We start from the raw sequence: 15,877 nt of genomic DNA on the forward strand, positions 1-15,877 counted from the left end.
ATGGCGAGCGGTTGCCCACCCGCCATCAGCACTGTCCTAGGCTCTAGCCATAATGGGTTTTTGACCTTCCAACAGTGGCGAGCTTTCCTCAGTTCGGGCATCCACAACCAAAGGTGGCGTGTTGTTTCCGGCAGGAGGCTCTAGCCCACCCTCGGCGTTCGGAGTGCGGAACTTCTTGAAGTACCAGACTACGTAAGCCACGTGCAGAATCATGTTGGCTGCGCCCCATACCATCAGCACGGTGTCGTTGGCCCAGTGGGTTGAATCCATAACTTCGGCAAACGGGTCGCCCATGGCACGAACCAAGATGTGGAATGCCAAGGTGTACACTCGAGCAATGATGTATAGCTCTGGACGCTTCTTCAGAACTGGGTACAGTTCTGCGGCCATCAAGATACAGAAGGAGCTGGCGAAGTAGCCTGGGTTCTCACCGTATACAAACGCCATGTTCCAGGTGGTGTACAGGAAGTTCCAAGCAGCAGTAGAGAAGAACAACAGGTCATTAGGCTGGTCTTTACCAATCAACCAGTATTGACGCTTACCATTCTTATATTTAGGGAAAGGCATGGTAACCAGCAGAACTACACCAGCAACAAAGTTGAAGTAGTTTGCAGTTACTAGGTCTTTAAGTGTGGCTTCGGCAATATTTAAGAATAAAACACCGTATAAGCACCAAAGTACCCAATCTTTTCTGAAGAATTTTAGAATTCTATTGGGACTATTGTAGTAGAGGTACGCTAATCGAGCGGTACCAACAATAATTGCAGTTGGAATTAATACACTGACGGTTTTAGCCCATCTGAACCAACCATCAAGGTTATCGGCCCAAAGAGGAGCAGTCAGTAATGACAGTAGCCAAAATGCAAAAGTGAATCGTGGTGTTCTTCTCATAAATTCGACAAGAACTAGGAGGAATACAATGTATCCCACCATCGACACGACATAAGTAGAAATAGGAATACCCATTGTCGTCTTTCCTCATTTATCCAATTAGTGCATTTACTCTAATGCCGTTTTTAAAGGAATAACGTGACTGGGATCAAAATGGAGTTTTTATTCTAATCGAGGGGCGTGCAATATGAGTCGAACCTGATTTTTTTTAAGAAATACGCTATCTCCTATCAGGCGTTTAATTAAAAGTGGTAGGACCTGTTGCTTCTTAGAAAAACAAACCGCAGGTAACTCTGTTCATGAGCTGCATCTTGGCTTGGTTCGCTTTTATCGGCTTCAAAATTGATCATGGTCACTAAAAAGCCAGATTAGAGCATATACTCTAAAGGAATCTATCCGCCCAAAACATGGTGACACTCATGAAGAAGTTATTATTAAGCAGTTTAATTATTGCCGGCACCTTTGCTGCGCCCACTTACGCATTAGATATTGCTGATATTACAATTCAAGATCAGATTGTAATTGAGAACAATCAGCAACAGCTTCGCGGCGCTGGTATTCGCAGTAAGTTCTTTATGGATCTGTATGTATGCAGCCTCTATAACCAATCTCCACTCACTGCTGACGAGATCATGGCTGGGGAAACCCCTGCATCAATTCAGATGAATATTCTCTCTTCAATGATCACTTCAGAGAAACTCACCGCCAGCATGGAAGAGGGATTTGAAAATTCCGCTGGAGATGAACTGCCGCAAATTCAAGATATGGTAAATCAATTCACCGGCGCCTTTAGTGAGCCCGTGAGTGAAGGCGATCAATTCCGTATTGTGTCGCTGCCAGACACCGGTGTATCACTATATAAAAACGGCAAACAGTTGGTCACCATCAACAACGAACAGTTCCGCCGTATTCTTTTGGGCATCTGGCTTGGTGATGATCCGCTAAGCGATGATCTAAAAGAGGAGATGATGGGCGAATAATCCCACTTCGATGATAGACACGCCACTGACACCATTTCAGTGGCGTGAACAGCAGGCTCAGTCTACGTAATGATATTGAACCCGAGCCGTTGTACTGCAAAGCAGCTCATAAGGGATGGTAGTGGCACACTCCGCCACCTCTTCAACCGGCAACCCTTTACCCCACAATACCGCCGGATCACCAACCTCAACCATATCGTCACCGATATCCACCGTTAGCATATCCATAGACACTCGACCAACCAGAGGATAGCGTTTGCCATTAATCAGCACTGGAGTCCCACTCACCGCATGACGAGGGTAACCATCACCATACCCCATGGCCACCACAGCCAAGCGAGTATCTCGGCCACTGCGCCAAGTTTGACCGTAGCCCACCGGCTGACCGGACTTTAAAGTGCGAACCGCTAAGACCGTTGATCTCATGGTCATCACAGGTTTAAGCTCAAAGTCCTGATTGCGCCCGGCAATCATTGGGGAGGCACCATAAAGTGCCAAACCGGTACGAACCCATTGCCCATGAGCAGCCGGCCATACCAGCGCCCCGGCGGAATTCGCCAGAGTACGCTCGCCTGGCAGATCTTTGGTCAATTGATTAAACAGGGCAATCTGCCTGGCGGTGTGGGGATTTTCCGCTTCGTCGGCAACCGAGAAATGAGTCATAAAATTGATGTCGCCTTTGAGGTGACTGACTTGACTCAATCGCTGATACACAGACTCGAACTCTTCCGGCTGAATGCCTAAACGATGCATGCCGGTGTCCAGCTTCATCCACACCTTGATCGGTTGGCTTAACTGCGCTTGCTCGAGCAGGCGTACCTGTTCAATATCATGAACCGCCACTTCCAACTGATGGGATGCCGCCAGCTCGAAATCTTCCGAGGAGAACACCCCTTCAAGCAGCAGCATTCTGGCACCAATACCCTCTTCACGAAGGCACAGCGCCTCCTCCAACCTTGCCATGCCAAAGCCGTTGACGCCGGCATCGTCAAGCCAGCGAGCCAAGGTCTTTAAGCCGTGACCATAGGCGTTGGCTTTGACCACCGCCATCACATTGGCCTCAGGAGCAAGTTGTCGAATTCGTTTTAGATTATGCAGTAAGGCTGAGCGGCTAATCTCAGCCGCAGGAGAAAAACGCACTGGCGCTCCTTATTCGTCGTACTCGAAGCCACCGCCGGCATAGTTGTCAAAGCGAGAGAACATACCTTGGAAGGTCAGCGGCACCTTGCCGATTGGGCCGTTACGTTGTTTACCGATGATGATTTCGGCCGTGCCCTTCTCGGCGGTCTCCGGATGGTATACCTCATCTCGGTAAATAAACATGATCAAATCGGCGTCCTGCTCAATGGAACCCGATTCACGCAAATCCGAGTTCACCGGGCGCTTATCGGCTCGTTGCTCCAAGGAGCGGTTAAGCTGAGACAGGGCAATCACTGGCACCTGAAGCTCTTTAGCAAGCGCCTTCAACGAGCGCGAAATTTCGGCAATTTCCAAAGTTCGGTTATCCGACAGCGCCGGAACCTGCATCAGCTGCAGGTAGTCGACCATGATCATGGACAGACCGCCATACTCCCGAGCAACACGGCGAGCACGAGAGCGCACATCCGTTGGCGTGAGGCCCGAGCCATCATCGATGTACATCTTGCCCTGCTCCATCATCAGCCCCATGGTGCTGGAAACTCGAGCCCAGTCCTCATCGTTAAGCTGACCGGTACGGATCTTGGTCTGATCCACACGACCGAGGGAGGCCAACATACGCATCATGATCTGCTCTGACGGCATCTCCAATGAGAAGATCAACACCGGCTTATCTTCATTCATTGCCGCCGCTTCGCACAAGTTCATGGCGAAGGTGGTTTTACCCATGGACGGACGTGCCGCCACAATGATCAGATCCGATGGCTGGAAACCTGCGGTCATCTTATCCAGATCAGAGAAACCACTGGACACCCCAGTCACCCCGTTATGAGGGTTGGCGTACAGCTCCTCAATCTTATCAACGGTTTTCTCCAAGATTGACTTAATGTTCTCCGGACCCTCGTTGGCGTTGGCTCGGCTTTCGGCAATCTTAAAGACTTTGGTCTCGGCCAAGTCCAGCAAAGCACCAGAGTCGCGGCCATCGGGGTTAAAACCGGCATCCGCAATCTCATTGGCCACCTTGATCATCTCACGGACAACTGCCCGCTCTCGAACGATCTCTGAGTAGGCCACAATGTTGGCCACACTGGGCGTGTTTCTTGAAATGTCAGACAGGTAGGCAATGCCACCGATGTTCTCCAGCTCACCTTGACGATTCAGCTCTTCGGAGACCGTTACCAAGTCCAGCGGGTGCCCTGCTTCCAACAACTGCGACATCGCAGCGAAGATATACTGGTGACTACGGCTGTAAAAATCGTCTTTCACCACCCGCTCAGCAACTTGATCAAACACATCGTTGTTGAGCATCAAACCGCCCAATACCGACTGTTCTGCTTCTAAAGAATGGGGAGGGACTTTCAGCTGATCCACACTTTTGGGCTGATTGTCATCGCGACGCCGCGTTTCTGCCATGTTAAACCCGTTACACTCACTGGATTAAATTGATACTATTTGGTGCGCTTTGGGCGATTATGACATTCACAAGCCCAAACGGAATAGATAATAATAAAGGGATCTTCCATGCCATCCAAAGTTTCTTTTTCCTTATCGGCCCTTGCCCTAGGCTTGGCGCTGTCTAGCCACGCCAATGAAGGCCAGTGGCTGCCGATGCAGATGCCTGAACTCAGCGGTGAACTGGAGCGTGCTGGCATCGAACTGCCCGCAGAACAGCTCGCCGATCTAACCCAATACCCAATGAATGCAGTTGTGGGACTGGGCTATTGTACCGCCTCTTTCGTTTCACCGAATGGACTAGTCGTGACCAACCACCACTGCGCTTACCGTGGCATTCAGTACAACAGTAATGAACAACATAACTACCTAGAAGAAGGCTTCTTGGCCTCTACTCTGGACGAAGAACCCTCCGCCGGCCCCAATGAGCGCCTGTACATTACCGACAAGATCGAAGACGTAACGGATCAAGTGTATGCCGGTGTGACCGATGAGATGGACGGCTACGCCCGTTACCATCAGATTCAGGATAATCGCAAAGCCTTGCTGAAAGCCTGCGAAGCAGACGACAACTACCGTTGCCACGTTCGCAGCTTCCACGGCGGTAAGAAATACTACCTGCTACGTCAATTGATGATTCGCGACGTCCGTCTGGTCTACGCACCGCCAGAAAGTGTGGGCTCCTATGGTGGCGACATCGATAACTTCGAATACCCACGCCACAGTGGCGACTTCACCTTCCTGCGTGCCTATGTGGCCCCAGATGGTTCACCTGCAGCCTACAGTGAAGACAACGTTCCTTATCAGCCAAAGAGCTACCTGAAAGTTAACGCCGCCGGTGTTAAACAAGGAGATGGCGTTTTGGTTGCTGGTTATCCAGGCCGAACTAGCCGTCACAAGCTCCTCAGCGAGTTAGAGTTTGCCAGCGACTGGCAATATCCAGTTCAAGCGGCTCGCTATCAGCATCATATTGATCTCATCGATCAATACAGTGCGCAAGATAAAGCCATCAAGATCGCCTATGCGGGCACCAAAGCTGGTCTGGCTAACCGGATGAAAAAGCTTAACGGCTTACTCGACGGTTTCCGTAAAACGGATATCCCAGCCATTAAGGGCGAACAACAAAGCGCATTCCAAGACTGGCTGAAAAAAGACGCAAGTCATCAAGCGGCACTGGCGGACTTTGCACAACTGGAGCAACGTCTTGCGGAACAGCGTAACTACCGTCAACGGGTGTTTTATTTCCATAACGCTCAATCCAGCGCGCTGCTCAATACCGCCAACCGTTTGTACAAGCTGGCCAACGAACGCACTAAGCCGGATGCCAAGCGTGAGCAAGGCTACCAAGAGCGTGACATGAAGATGTTGGAAGCGCGCCTGAACCGCTTGTCTCGCAGCTTTGATGCCAAGATGGACAGAGCCCTATGGGAGCTGGACATCGACGCCTACAAAACCCAAGAGCATAAAACCGAGGCTCTGGATAAAGTGCTCGCGGAGTTAGTTCTAGAGCAGGCCTACGACAACACCGGCCTGACCGATGCCCAAACCCGCATCGACTGGATGGGTAAGTCAGTTGAAGAGTTCAAAGCCAGTGACGATCCGTTCATCAAGATGGCGGTTGCGCTGTTTGACGCCAACGAAGCCGCCAGAAAAGAGAGCCAAACTCTGGCCGGCGAAATCACTGCGGTTAGACCTAAAGTGATGACCGCACTGCTGGATTGGTACGACAGCCGTAAGCAACCGGTCTACCCAGATGCCAACGGCACCCTGCGCATCAGCTACGGTGTGGTGGATGGCTATCAAGCGGCCGATGCTCTGTATAAGCAGCCATTTACTCGCCTGGAAGGCATTGCTGAGAAACACACTGGCACCTTCCCATTCAAGGCGCCCGATGACGTACTTGCCGCCATCAGCGATAAACGTTACGGCAGCTTTGCCCAAGAGAGCTTGGTGAGTGACAACCAGTCTTGGTACTGCAGCATCTTACCGTGCGCCAATGCCAATAAACCGAGCTTCAACTCGGTACCGGTAAACTTCCTCTCTAGTGTCGATACCACTGGGGGCAACTCCGGCTCACCAATCCTAAATGGCAAAGGCGAGCTGGTGGGGCTGAATTTCGACTCCACCTATGAGTCGATCACCAAAGATTGGTACTTCAACCCAGAGATCACCCGCGCGGTACACGTGGACTTCCGTTACATCCTGTGGATGATGGAAAACGTGGATAATGCCGACAACTTGCTGAAAGAACTGGAGCTGGTGAAATAACCGAACTCAGTTGACCAACGCCATTTCAGAGCTGCTTCGGCAGCTCTTTTTTATGCCAATCTCACTAATGACCTGCTCATTAGTGAGCAGATATTGATTCCGGTTGGCATCAAGCTAAGCATCAAATTTCAGGCATAAAAAAACACCGCCCTTAGGCGGTGTTTTCATTCCGGTTTCCCGGAGCTAAGCAACAATCGCTAGCTTAGTGATTACTCACCAGCAACGATGGTCAGCTTAACGGTAGCGGTTACTTCGGTGTGCAGAGCAACAACGATGTCGAACTCGCCAGTGTTGCGCAGAGCGCCTTCAGACAGACGAACTTCAGACTTAGCAACTTCAACGCCAGCCGCAGTGATTGCGTCAGCGATGTCACGAGTACCGATAGAACCGAACAGCTTGCCTTCGTCACCAGCTTTAGAAGCGATTTCTACGCCTTCTAGAGCAGTCAGTTTGTCAGCGCGAGCTTGTGCAGCAGCCAGCTTGTCAGCGATGTTCTTTTCCAGTTCAGCGCGACGAGCTTCAAATTCAGCGATGTTAGCAGCGTTAGCGAATACTGCTTTGCCTTGAGGCAGCAGGTAGTTACGAGCGTAACCAGACTTAACGCTTACTTTGTCACCCAAACCGCCCAGTTTGGCGATCTTATCTAACAGAATAACTTCCATTACCTTTTCCTCTACTTAAAAGGGTTAACCTAATGCCTAAACTTAACCTTGCAGGTCAGTGTATGGCAGCAGAGCCAGGTAACGAGCACGCTTGATAGCGCGAGCCAGCTGACGCTGGTACTTAGCGCTGGTGCCAGTGATACGGCTCGGTACGATTTTACCGCTTTCGGTAACGTAGTTTTTCAGAGTTGCTACGTCTTTGTAGTCAATCTCAGTAACACCGTCTGCAGTGAAACGGCAGAATTTACGACGACGAAAATAACGTGCCATGTGGGCATCTCCTATGAAATAGGTTCAATTGAGTCAGCATGCAAAATCAATCGGCTTTGACCATTTCGGCCTTGTTGCCATGCGAGAAACCCCGCAACTTGAATTGCATGACCGGAATCCAGATTGTCCAATAAAGGTTGTGATTGCTGACCGCTTACCACCACTTGAATCCGACAGTAAACAGGACGATTAAGCCCAGCTTCCTGTTGCATGGAGCGATGCTCCAAAATGAAATACCCGTGAGGGATTCCGTTAATTCCAGTAGCTTTTTTCGGTGGCCTCAGGACAGTGCCTGAAAGCACAAGGCGGTTAGTGTTCACACAAAACCTTATTCGGCGCTGGCTTCCTCAGCAGCAGCTGGCTTAGCTTCACGACGGTCATCGCGACGCTCTTCGCGCTCGCGACGCTCTTCTTTAGCTTTAGCCATTGGAGATGGCTCGGTAACAGCACCTTTGGTACGGATTACCATGCTACGGATAACAGCATCGTTGAAGCGGAAGTTGGTTTCCAGCTCTTCGATGGCTTCAGCAGAGGCTTCAGCGTTAACCAGAACGTAGTGAGCTTTGTGCAGCTTCTCAATTGGGTATGCCAGTTGACGGCGGCCCCAGTCTTCCAAACGGCTTACAGAACCGCCATCTTTAGTGATGGTAGCTGTGTAACGCTCGATCATACCTGGAACTTGTTCACTCTGATCAGGGTGAACCATAAATACGATTTCGTAATGACGCATTATTGATCCTTACGGTTATTCAGCCTCTATCAGGCTCAGCCATACCTGGAGGCAAGGAACAAAAAGGGTTTTGGCTGATTAGCCGACGCATATTACCGGAAACCCCTAGCCGGAGCAAGCGAACAGTAGCGCTTTAATCAGGATTTTAAAGGTAGCACTGTCCCTAGTGGCTGGGTAGAATTGCAAGGCACGGTAATTAGACTCTGCCGAGAAACAAAAACAAAACCAAAACTAACCAAAATGAAGTAGATGCCATGCAGCGCTTAGCCCTTATTGCCTTATTGATATCGAGCCCAGCCATGGCTTTGGTCCCGCCGAATTACACCGAGCCGGAAGACCCCTTTAATGCCGAAATTGAACTTGGCATGCAATACACCTCAGGTAACACCGACTCCAGTAACTTCAACAGCCGCAGCAAGTTGAATTACGACGTCAGCAAGTATCACCATGAGACGGTGTTAAAAGCCTATTTTGCTTCAGACAGCAAAGACACTACCGCCGAACAGTATGCCGTCCAGTATCAGCTGGATTATGACCTTGTAGGCAGCCAATACATCTACGGCCGTGGTGAGCTCAACTGGGACCGATTTGGTTCCTTTACCCAGAAGCAAAGTTACTCTTTCGGTTACGGTTACTCCCCTATCGATCGTCGACACACCAAACTGTCATTGGAAGTGGGTGCCGGTTATCGTTACAACAAACCCAACACCGATGACAGTACCGAAGAGAGCCAAAGTGCCAAAGATGAAGGCATTGTGCGTATGGCAAGTAAGTTTGAACAGCGCCTGCACGAATACACCACCTTCAATCTTGATGGCGCGGTAGAGAGCGGCAACCGCAATACCATCGCTACCTTAAAGGCTTCATTGCGAAACCATCTCTGGGCCAATCTGGCCCTTAAAATCGGCATCGATGTCGAATACACCGACAAGGTTCCCGAGAGCACCGAGCAGACCGACATCATCTCCACCGTCAATCTGCTCTATAAGTTTTAGCCTTATATAAAGAAGCCCGAGCAATGGCTCGGGCTTGTTGTTTCATTCGAAGCGGGGCGAAGATTAACCCAGCATGAATACCGTCATGGAACAGGCTCCATGAGCACCCACAACGAGGGCTTGCTCAATGTCGGCGGTTTTCGATGGACCGGCAATGAAAGAGCCCAGCTCTCCAGATTGCACCTCAGCCTGAATTGCCGCTTGATGCATGGTTGGCAATACGTCTTCACAGCTCACTACTGCAGCGAGATTCTCTGCAATAAATGGCAAGACACGGTGACCCGTTGAGGTGCTACGTACAAAGGCCGCGCCATTCTCAGCCACCACAAACTCGGCCTTCACCAACGCCAAATCGATATCGGCCAGTTCATGGGCGACTTCGTTCAATTGTCGGTTGCCCTGAACGCCATCAACCATGGTCAGCACTTGTTGATTGTCCGCCATCTGCTTATCCAGATAGGCTTGCACTTCATCCAAGCTGCTTACTTTAATCAATGTGCCACCCACCTTGGCGAGCATCTCACCATAGTGCTCCACCAAATCGTGGGGCGCGGACTCAACATCAATTTTAGGCATGGCTACCTGTGGCAGATTAACCTTTTCCAGTGCTGCGAAAATCTCGTTACGGCTCGACATTACTTGCTCTCCCTATTCTTCTTAAACCACGCCTCAAAAGACTGAACCTGAGTGACTTCAGGCAACTCTCGGTGCTGCCCCCACGCGCCGGCAAATGGCTTCATTACGGCACCTGGTAGGATTTTCAGTGCAATTCGAGCCGCCTTGCCGCCCATGTTCAGCATGGGTTCGTTGGCCATCAGTGAACCCACGTATGGCATGTAGCTCTTCTTACCATAAGGCAGGGTTTTCTTATCTGCATGCAGACGACGCCACTTGGCGATAATGGCATCCAAAGGCACCTTAGTTGGGCATACCTTGGTACAGGAACCACACAGAGTGCAGGCCCAAGCCAGAGAGTGAGTCTCATCCTGCCCCGCGGAAACCGCGATACCAATCGGGCCCGGAATCAACGCGTTGTAGGAGTGACCTGAGGAGCGACGGTATACCGGGCAAGTATTGAGACAGCCACCACAGCGAATGCATTTGTAGGCTTCACCAATCAACTCATCCTGGAACAGCTCTGTGCGGCCATTGTCCACCAGAACAATGTGCATCTCACCGCCCTGTTTCGGGCCTTTATACATGGTGGAGTAAGTGGTTGCAGGCTGTCCGGTGGCGTTACGCGCCAACATTCGCGTCAGTACCCCAACCGCATCCATATTCGGCACAATTTTGTCGATGCCCATGGAGTGAATCTGCAGCTTAGGCAGGTTAACGCCCATGTCAGCATTACCTTCGTTGGTGCAGATCATCACCGCCCCTTCAGAAGCGATGCCCATGTTGACGCCAGTAAGCGCCGCATCTGCCGTCAGGAATTTTTCACGCAGGTGAGCACGAGCCTGTTTGGTCAGGTAGGTAGGACATGAAGCGCCCTTCTCTGAGCCTAAGTGCTCATGAAACAGCTCACCCACTTCCTCTTTTTTCAAGTGGATAGCCGGTACCACAATGTGCGAAGGCGGCTCTTTACGTAGCTGAATGATGCGCTCACCCAGATCGGTATCGATCACCTCAATGCCACGCTCTTCCAGGTATGGGTTCAGGTGACACTCTTCGGTCAGCATCGATTTGGATTTCACCAGCAACTTCACTTGGTGCTTTTGTAGCAGCGAGTGAACAATCTGGTTATGCTCTTCGCCGTCTTTGGCCCAGTGAACGACGATGCCATTTTTCTTACAGTTGTCTTCAAACTCCTGCAGGTAGTGGCTAAGGTTAGACAGGGTGTGCAGTTTGATCTCAGAACCAAGGTTCTTCAGTTGCTCCCATTCTGGCAAGGAAGCCGCCGCCAAGTCCCGCTTATAACGCAGAGTCCAAAGCGCTTTATCGTGCCAATTGACTCGTTCTTCATCTAGGTTGAACTTCGCTGCAGCGCTTGCGTGCGTTTCAACACCGTTAAGTAATGCCATTTTCGTCTCCTTACAAAACTTTATTGAGCAGCTGCGCAATGTGCATGGTTTTAATCAAGTGCCCTTGACGACGAATCACCCCATCAAGGTGCAGTAGGCAGGATGGATCGAAGCCAACCACGTAGGCGGCACCGGTATCCGCATGGGCTTGAGCTTTGTCTTTGCCCATCTTTCCTGACACTGCGCCCTCGTCCATGGAGAAGGTGCCACCAAAGCCGCAACATTCGTCGCGACGCTCTGGGTAACAGATATCAATGCCTTCGATACGAGACAGCAAGGCTTCCACCTTGTTGTAGCCTTGGCCCATGGTTTCGGAAGGGGTGGCTAAATCCAACATGCGGATGCCGTGACAGGACATCTGCAGCGAGATTTTGCGCGGGAAAGGATGTTTAAACTCAGTCAGTTGGTGGATATCAAACAGAAACTCAGTCAGCTCCTTCAGCTTACCAATAACTTCGGTGGCTTCTGGGGAGCAATCAAACTCGTGAAAGTTCTCCTTGGCGGCAATCATGCAAGATGCAGCAGGACAGACGATGTAATCACACTCAACGCCTTTAAAGGCGTTCAGCAGTTTCAGAGTGGTCTTTTTTGCGTCGTCATAACAACCAGAGTTGGTCATTGGTTGACCGCAGCAAGTTTGGCCTTTCGGCAGTACCACTTCGTGACCCAGTTTCTCCAACAACTCCACAGTAGCAATGCCTACTTCTGGGGTCATTTGGTTGACCAAGCATGGGGTGAACAGGGCAATTTTCATCACTTCTCCGCCAGGGTTCAAGGTTTGTAATAATTGTGGCGAAGATAGTACGGTACGGCTCTGCCCCCAAGAGATCTGGGTCACAAACAGCCCTCAGGTGAAAATTGTGAAATTTGTGTTAATTGCAATTTTGCTGTTGCGAGCCAGTCTCATTGGTTACCTGTAAAGATCATTTGCACAACCAAAAAATAACACAAACCTAAATTGGTAAGACCAATATTTTTGGCGCTCAACATTTTGGCAACATCGCAAGCACCTGTGAGTTACATTCGATTGCCGCTCTATTTGCTAAATACGTGAACCAGCTCTCAATTCCCAATGTAGAGACGAAAAAAAACCGCATTTGCCATGCGGTTTCCTTTGTCAAAATGTCGCAGTCAGTAAGTGACTGACTTTAAAACACTAATTTCGACGTTGTCGAACAGCCTCGAACAGGCACACGCCAGTTGCTACCGAAACGTTAAGACTGGTCACAACCCCGGCCATTGGGATGGAGATCAATTCATCACAATGCTCACGAGTTAAACGACGCATCCCTTTGCCTTCTGCCCCCATGCACAGAGCTAAGGGCCCGGTCAATTTTGCCTGATACAGATCGTGATCCGCTTCGCCGGCGGTGCCCACAATCCAGATACCACGCTGTTGCAGTTCACGCATGGTGCGAGCCAAGTTGGTCACCTGAAACAGTGGCACATTTTCCGCCGCGCCCACAGCCACTTTACGTACCACAGGGCCCAAACTGGCGCTGCGATCACGTGGCACAATCACGCCATGAACGCCGGTGGCGTCAGCGCTACGCAAGCAAGCGCCTAAATTATGGGGATCGGTAACGCCATCTAGGATCAGTAGCAGTGGCTGCTCAGTGTTATCTAGAAGCGCATCCAGCTCCGCCTCGCCCTTTACTGGCGCCGCTTTGGCTGCTGCCACCACACCTTGATGCTGAGGCGACCCCGCCTTGTCATCCAACGCCTTACGAGCCGCAGGCTGACAGCTGATGCCATTTTGCATCGCCAGCTGATGAATACGCTGCAAACGATCGTCATCACGGCCTTTCAAAAGCCAAATGGATTTTACTCGTTCAGGTTCCGATTGCAGTAACGCCTCTACGGCGTGCAACCCAAACACCATCTCTTGTTTCATGTTCTATTTCCGCTTTTTGGATTTTCCCGCCTGGGAGCGGGTGTCACTCTGTTTGTTGGCCGAAGCTCCTTTTGGCTTACGGCCGCTATTTTTCGGCTTTGCAGAGCCTTTTTTGCCACTGCCGCCCTTAGAACGGGAGCTTTTGGCTTTATAAGGCCCGCTCTTACGAGGACTGGAATCGCTACGCTCATCGCCATCTCGCGCTTGCCCTCGGGACTTACCTCGAGCTTGGCCTTTTGATTTCGCCGCCTTTTGGCTGGCTTTGATCTTGGCTTTCATCTTTTTGCCCGCACCGCCCTCTTGGACGATACCCAGATCGATCTGGCGGTCATCCAGCTTCACCGACAGCACTTTAACCTGCACCGCGTCGCCCAAGCGATAGCGACGACCACTGTGCTCGCCATACAAACCTTGGCGGGTGGCATCAAAGTGGAAGTAATCGTTCTCTAAACTGGAGATATGTACCAAACCATCGATGTGGTAGTCATTCAGGCGTACAAACAGGCCGAAGCTGGTCACGCCACTAATCACCGCATCGAAGGTGTCGCCGACGTGATCCTGCATGAACTCGCACTTAAGCCAATCGGACACATCTCGAGTGGCATCATCGGCGCGGCGCTCCGTCATCGACGTGTGCTCGCCAAGCTCCACCAGCTCCTCGGTGGTGTAGATAAGCGCAGACTCATCCACCACCGGTGACTTGCCGGTTACCTTGTTGGCGACCTTCTTAAGCAGGCTCGACTCACCTTGCTTTTGCAGCAGGCCGCGGATCACTCGGTGCAGCACCAGATCCGGATAACGTCGAATCGGTGAGGTAAAGTGGCTGTAGCCTTGAAGCGCCAAGCCAAAGTGGCCTTCATCATCCGGGCTATACACCGCCTGCTTCATGGAGCGCAGTACCATGGTGGTTACCAATTCCGCATCGGCGCGACCGCTCAAGCTCGACAACAGCTTGGCAATGTCTTTGGGAGTGGGCTCTTCGCCACCTCCGAGTGACAACCCTTGCTGGCCTAAGAAATCACGCAAGCTCTTAAGCTTGGACTCACCTGGGCCTTCATGCACCCGGTATAGCACTTCACCTTTGTGCTTTTTAACAAACTTAGCCGATGCCACGTTAGCCAAAATCATACACTCTTCGATCATCTTGTGAGCCACATTGCGCTCTCGAGGCACGATCTGCTCGATGCGGCGCTGGGAGTTAAAGATGAACTGAGTCTCGGTGGTTTCCAGCACCAAAGCGCCACGCTCTACGCGGGCCTCGTCCAGTGCCATGTATAATTTGTTCAGCTCAACCAGATGCGGGAACACCTGCTGATAACGCTCAATCAGGCGCTCATCACCATCGAGCATCGCCGCCACCTTGGTGTAGGTCAAACGCGCGTGGGAGTGCATTACCGCCGGATAGAACTTATACCCGGACAGCTTACCTGCGGCGGAGATGGTCATCTCACACACCATGCACAGGCGATCCACATTGGGATTCAATGAGCACAGGCCATTAGAGAGCTTCTCCGGCAGCATCGGAATCACCTGTGCCGGGAAATACACTGAGTTACCACGCTTCAGGGCTTCGTCATTCAGTGGCGAGCCGGGGCGCACATAGTGGCTCACATCGGCAATGGCCACCCAAAGGCGCCAACCACCACTGCGCTTCTTCTCACAGTAAACCGCATCGTCAAAATCGCGAGCATCCTCGCCATCAATGGTCACCAATGGCAGGTGGCGCAGATCAACACGGTCGGCTTTATCCTGCTCACTGACCTCGTCGTCAATGTGCTTTGCTTGCTTGAGTACCGCTTCTGGGAACTGGTGAGGCAGGTCGTGATTGCGCAGCGCAATTTCGATCTCCATGCCAGGATCCAGTTCATCCCCCAACACTTCAGTGACTCGGCCGCGGGCATGGGTATGGCGACCCGGGCGCTGAACCAACTCCACATTCACCACCTGACCAAGGCGAGCCCCTAAACGGTCTTCTGGGTGAATCAAAATATCTTGGCTTAAGCGGCGGTCATCTGGCACCACAAAGCCGATGCCATCTTCAGTAAAAAAGCGGCCAACAATGGAAGCCGAACGCGGTTCCAACACCCGAACAATGCGAGCTTCCTGACGACCACGGCGATCCATGCGATCCCCTTGCGCCATCACCCGATCACCGTGAAGCACACTTTGCATGGTGCGTTCGGTCAAAAACAGGTCTTTGCCACCGTCATCGGGACGGAAAAAGCCGAAGCCATCTCGGTGCCCCAATACCACGCCAGTCAACAGATCCATCTTATCGGGGATGCCGTAACGGCCTTTGCGGGTATACACCAGTTGTCCATCACGCTCCATCGCACGCAACCGCCGCATTAGGGCGATGTACTGATCGCCCTCCAGGCCCAACTGGGCAGCCAATTCGTCGCGGCCAATTAGGCCTCGCCCTTCGCCGATTAAGGTCAATAAGTATTCGCGGCTTGGGATCGGGTTGTCGTACTTTTCAGCTTCGCGCTGATAATTGGGATCGTGATTAGTCAATGATGATTTACTCAATTTAGATAGAGGGATAAGTATGGCTGTTGCCGATGGAGAGTCTAGTTT

The 15,877-nt window shown here is 51.4% G+C and carries 15 protein-coding genes; 3 read left to right on the top strand and 12 right to left on the bottom strand.

Annotation, left to right across the window (positions count from 1 at the left end):
- Positions 1-36: 36 nt before the first annotated feature.
- Positions 37-567 (bottom strand): hypothetical protein, encoded by a 531-nt coding sequence (locus FCL42_RS21895; RefSeq protein ID WP_229359799.1) that lies wholly within the window; start codon positions 565-567, stop codon positions 37-39.
- Between the two features lie 743 nt (positions 568-1,310).
- Here FCL42_RS21895 and FCL42_RS06785 point away from each other — a divergent pair.
- Positions 1,311-1,871 (top strand): chalcone isomerase family protein, encoded by a 561-nt coding sequence (locus FCL42_RS06785; protein ID WP_169308315.1) that lies wholly within the window; start codon positions 1,311-1,313, stop codon positions 1,869-1,871.
- A 57-nt stretch (positions 1,872-1,928) separates the two neighbouring features.
- Here the strand turns inward: FCL42_RS06785 and alr are convergent, their stop codons facing one another.
- Entirely contained in the window at positions 1,929-3,011 is a 1,083-nt protein-coding gene (gene alr / locus FCL42_RS06790) for an alanine racemase (protein WP_136862636.1), read from the bottom strand.
- Between the two features lie 9 nt (positions 3,012-3,020).
- Positions 3,021-4,421: a replicative DNA helicase gene (gene dnaB / locus FCL42_RS06795; RefSeq protein ID WP_136862637.1), complete on the bottom strand. Its 1,401-nt coding sequence runs from the start codon at positions 4,419-4,421 to the stop codon at positions 3,021-3,023.
- A 108-nt stretch (positions 4,422-4,529) separates the two neighbouring features.
- Here dnaB and FCL42_RS06800 point away from each other — a divergent pair, with 108 nt between their 5' ends.
- Positions 4,530-6,728: a S46 family peptidase gene (locus FCL42_RS06800; RefSeq protein ID WP_136862638.1), complete on the top strand. Its 2,199-nt coding sequence runs from the start codon at positions 4,530-4,532 to the stop codon at positions 6,726-6,728.
- A 209-nt stretch (positions 6,729-6,937) separates the two neighbouring features.
- Here FCL42_RS06800 and rplI read toward each other — a convergent pair whose 3' ends face one another.
- From rplI to rpsF, 4 genes are read right to left on the bottom strand one after another with little or no spacing between them, the layout of a single operon-like run.
- Positions 6,938-7,390, bottom strand: a complete 453-nt coding sequence (rplI, locus tag FCL42_RS06805; RefSeq protein ID WP_136862639.1) for a 50S ribosomal protein L9 — start codon at positions 7,388-7,390, stop codon at positions 6,938-6,940.
- Positions 7,391-7,432: 42 nt separating this feature from the next.
- The gene (rpsR, locus tag FCL42_RS06810) at positions 7,433-7,660 is read right to left on the bottom strand and encodes a 30S ribosomal protein S18 (protein ID WP_028109942.1); all 228 of its coding nucleotides are present in this window, start codon (positions 7,658-7,660) and stop codon (positions 7,433-7,435) included.
- A gap of 11 nt (positions 7,661-7,671) precedes the next feature.
- Positions 7,672-7,980, bottom strand: coding sequence for a primosomal replication protein N (gene priB / locus FCL42_RS06815; protein WP_136862640.1), 309 nt, complete (start codon positions 7,978-7,980; stop codon positions 7,672-7,674).
- 8 nt (positions 7,981-7,988) lie between these two features.
- Complete coding sequence (rpsF, locus tag FCL42_RS06820) at positions 7,989-8,390, bottom strand: 30S ribosomal protein S6 (RefSeq protein ID WP_136862641.1); 402 nt, start codon at positions 8,388-8,390, stop codon at positions 7,989-7,991.
- 254 nt (positions 8,391-8,644) lie between these two features.
- Between rpsF and FCL42_RS06825 the strand changes: the two genes are divergently transcribed.
- Entirely contained in the window at positions 8,645-9,385 is a 741-nt protein-coding gene (locus FCL42_RS06825) for a DUF481 domain-containing protein (RefSeq protein ID WP_136862642.1), read from the top strand.
- A gap of 63 nt (positions 9,386-9,448) precedes the next feature.
- On the opposite strand, the gene FCL42_RS06830 is transcribed toward FCL42_RS06825, so the two are convergent.
- The 5 genes from FCL42_RS06830 to rnr all read right to left on the bottom strand — a co-directional run bounded on the left by FCL42_RS06830 (position 9,449) and on the right by rnr (position 15,814).
- A complete protein-coding gene (locus FCL42_RS06830) occupies positions 9,449-10,021 on the bottom strand; it encodes a LutC/YkgG family protein (RefSeq protein ID WP_136862643.1) in 573 nt (190 codons plus the stop codon).
- The gene (locus FCL42_RS06835; RefSeq protein ID WP_136862644.1) at positions 10,021-11,406 is read right to left on the bottom strand and encodes a lactate utilization protein B; all 1,386 of its coding nucleotides are present in this window, start codon (positions 11,404-11,406) and stop codon (positions 10,021-10,023) included. The genes FCL42_RS06830 and FCL42_RS06835 overlap by 1 nt, the downstream gene beginning before the upstream one ends.
- A gap of 10 nt (positions 11,407-11,416) precedes the next feature.
- Positions 11,417-12,160, bottom strand: coding sequence for a (Fe-S)-binding protein (locus FCL42_RS06840; RefSeq protein ID WP_136862645.1), 744 nt, complete (start codon positions 12,158-12,160; stop codon positions 11,417-11,419).
- A 402-nt stretch (positions 12,161-12,562) separates the two neighbouring features.
- A complete protein-coding gene (gene rlmB, locus FCL42_RS06845; protein ID WP_136862646.1) occupies positions 12,563-13,300 on the bottom strand; it encodes a 23S rRNA (guanosine(2251)-2'-O)-methyltransferase RlmB in 738 nt (245 codons plus the stop codon).
- Positions 13,301-13,303: 3 nt separating this feature from the next.
- Positions 13,304-15,814 carry a ribonuclease R gene (gene rnr, locus FCL42_RS06850; RefSeq protein WP_136862647.1) on the bottom strand — a complete coding sequence of 837 codons (2,511 nt, stop codon included), beginning with the start codon at positions 15,812-15,814 and terminating at the stop codon, positions 13,304-13,306.
- Between the last annotated feature and the right edge of the window lie 63 nt (positions 15,815-15,877).

This window comes from Ferrimonas aestuarii (assembly GCF_005116665.1).
Classification (GTDB): domain Bacteria; phylum Pseudomonadota; class Gammaproteobacteria; order Enterobacterales; family Shewanellaceae; genus Ferrimonas; species Ferrimonas aestuarii.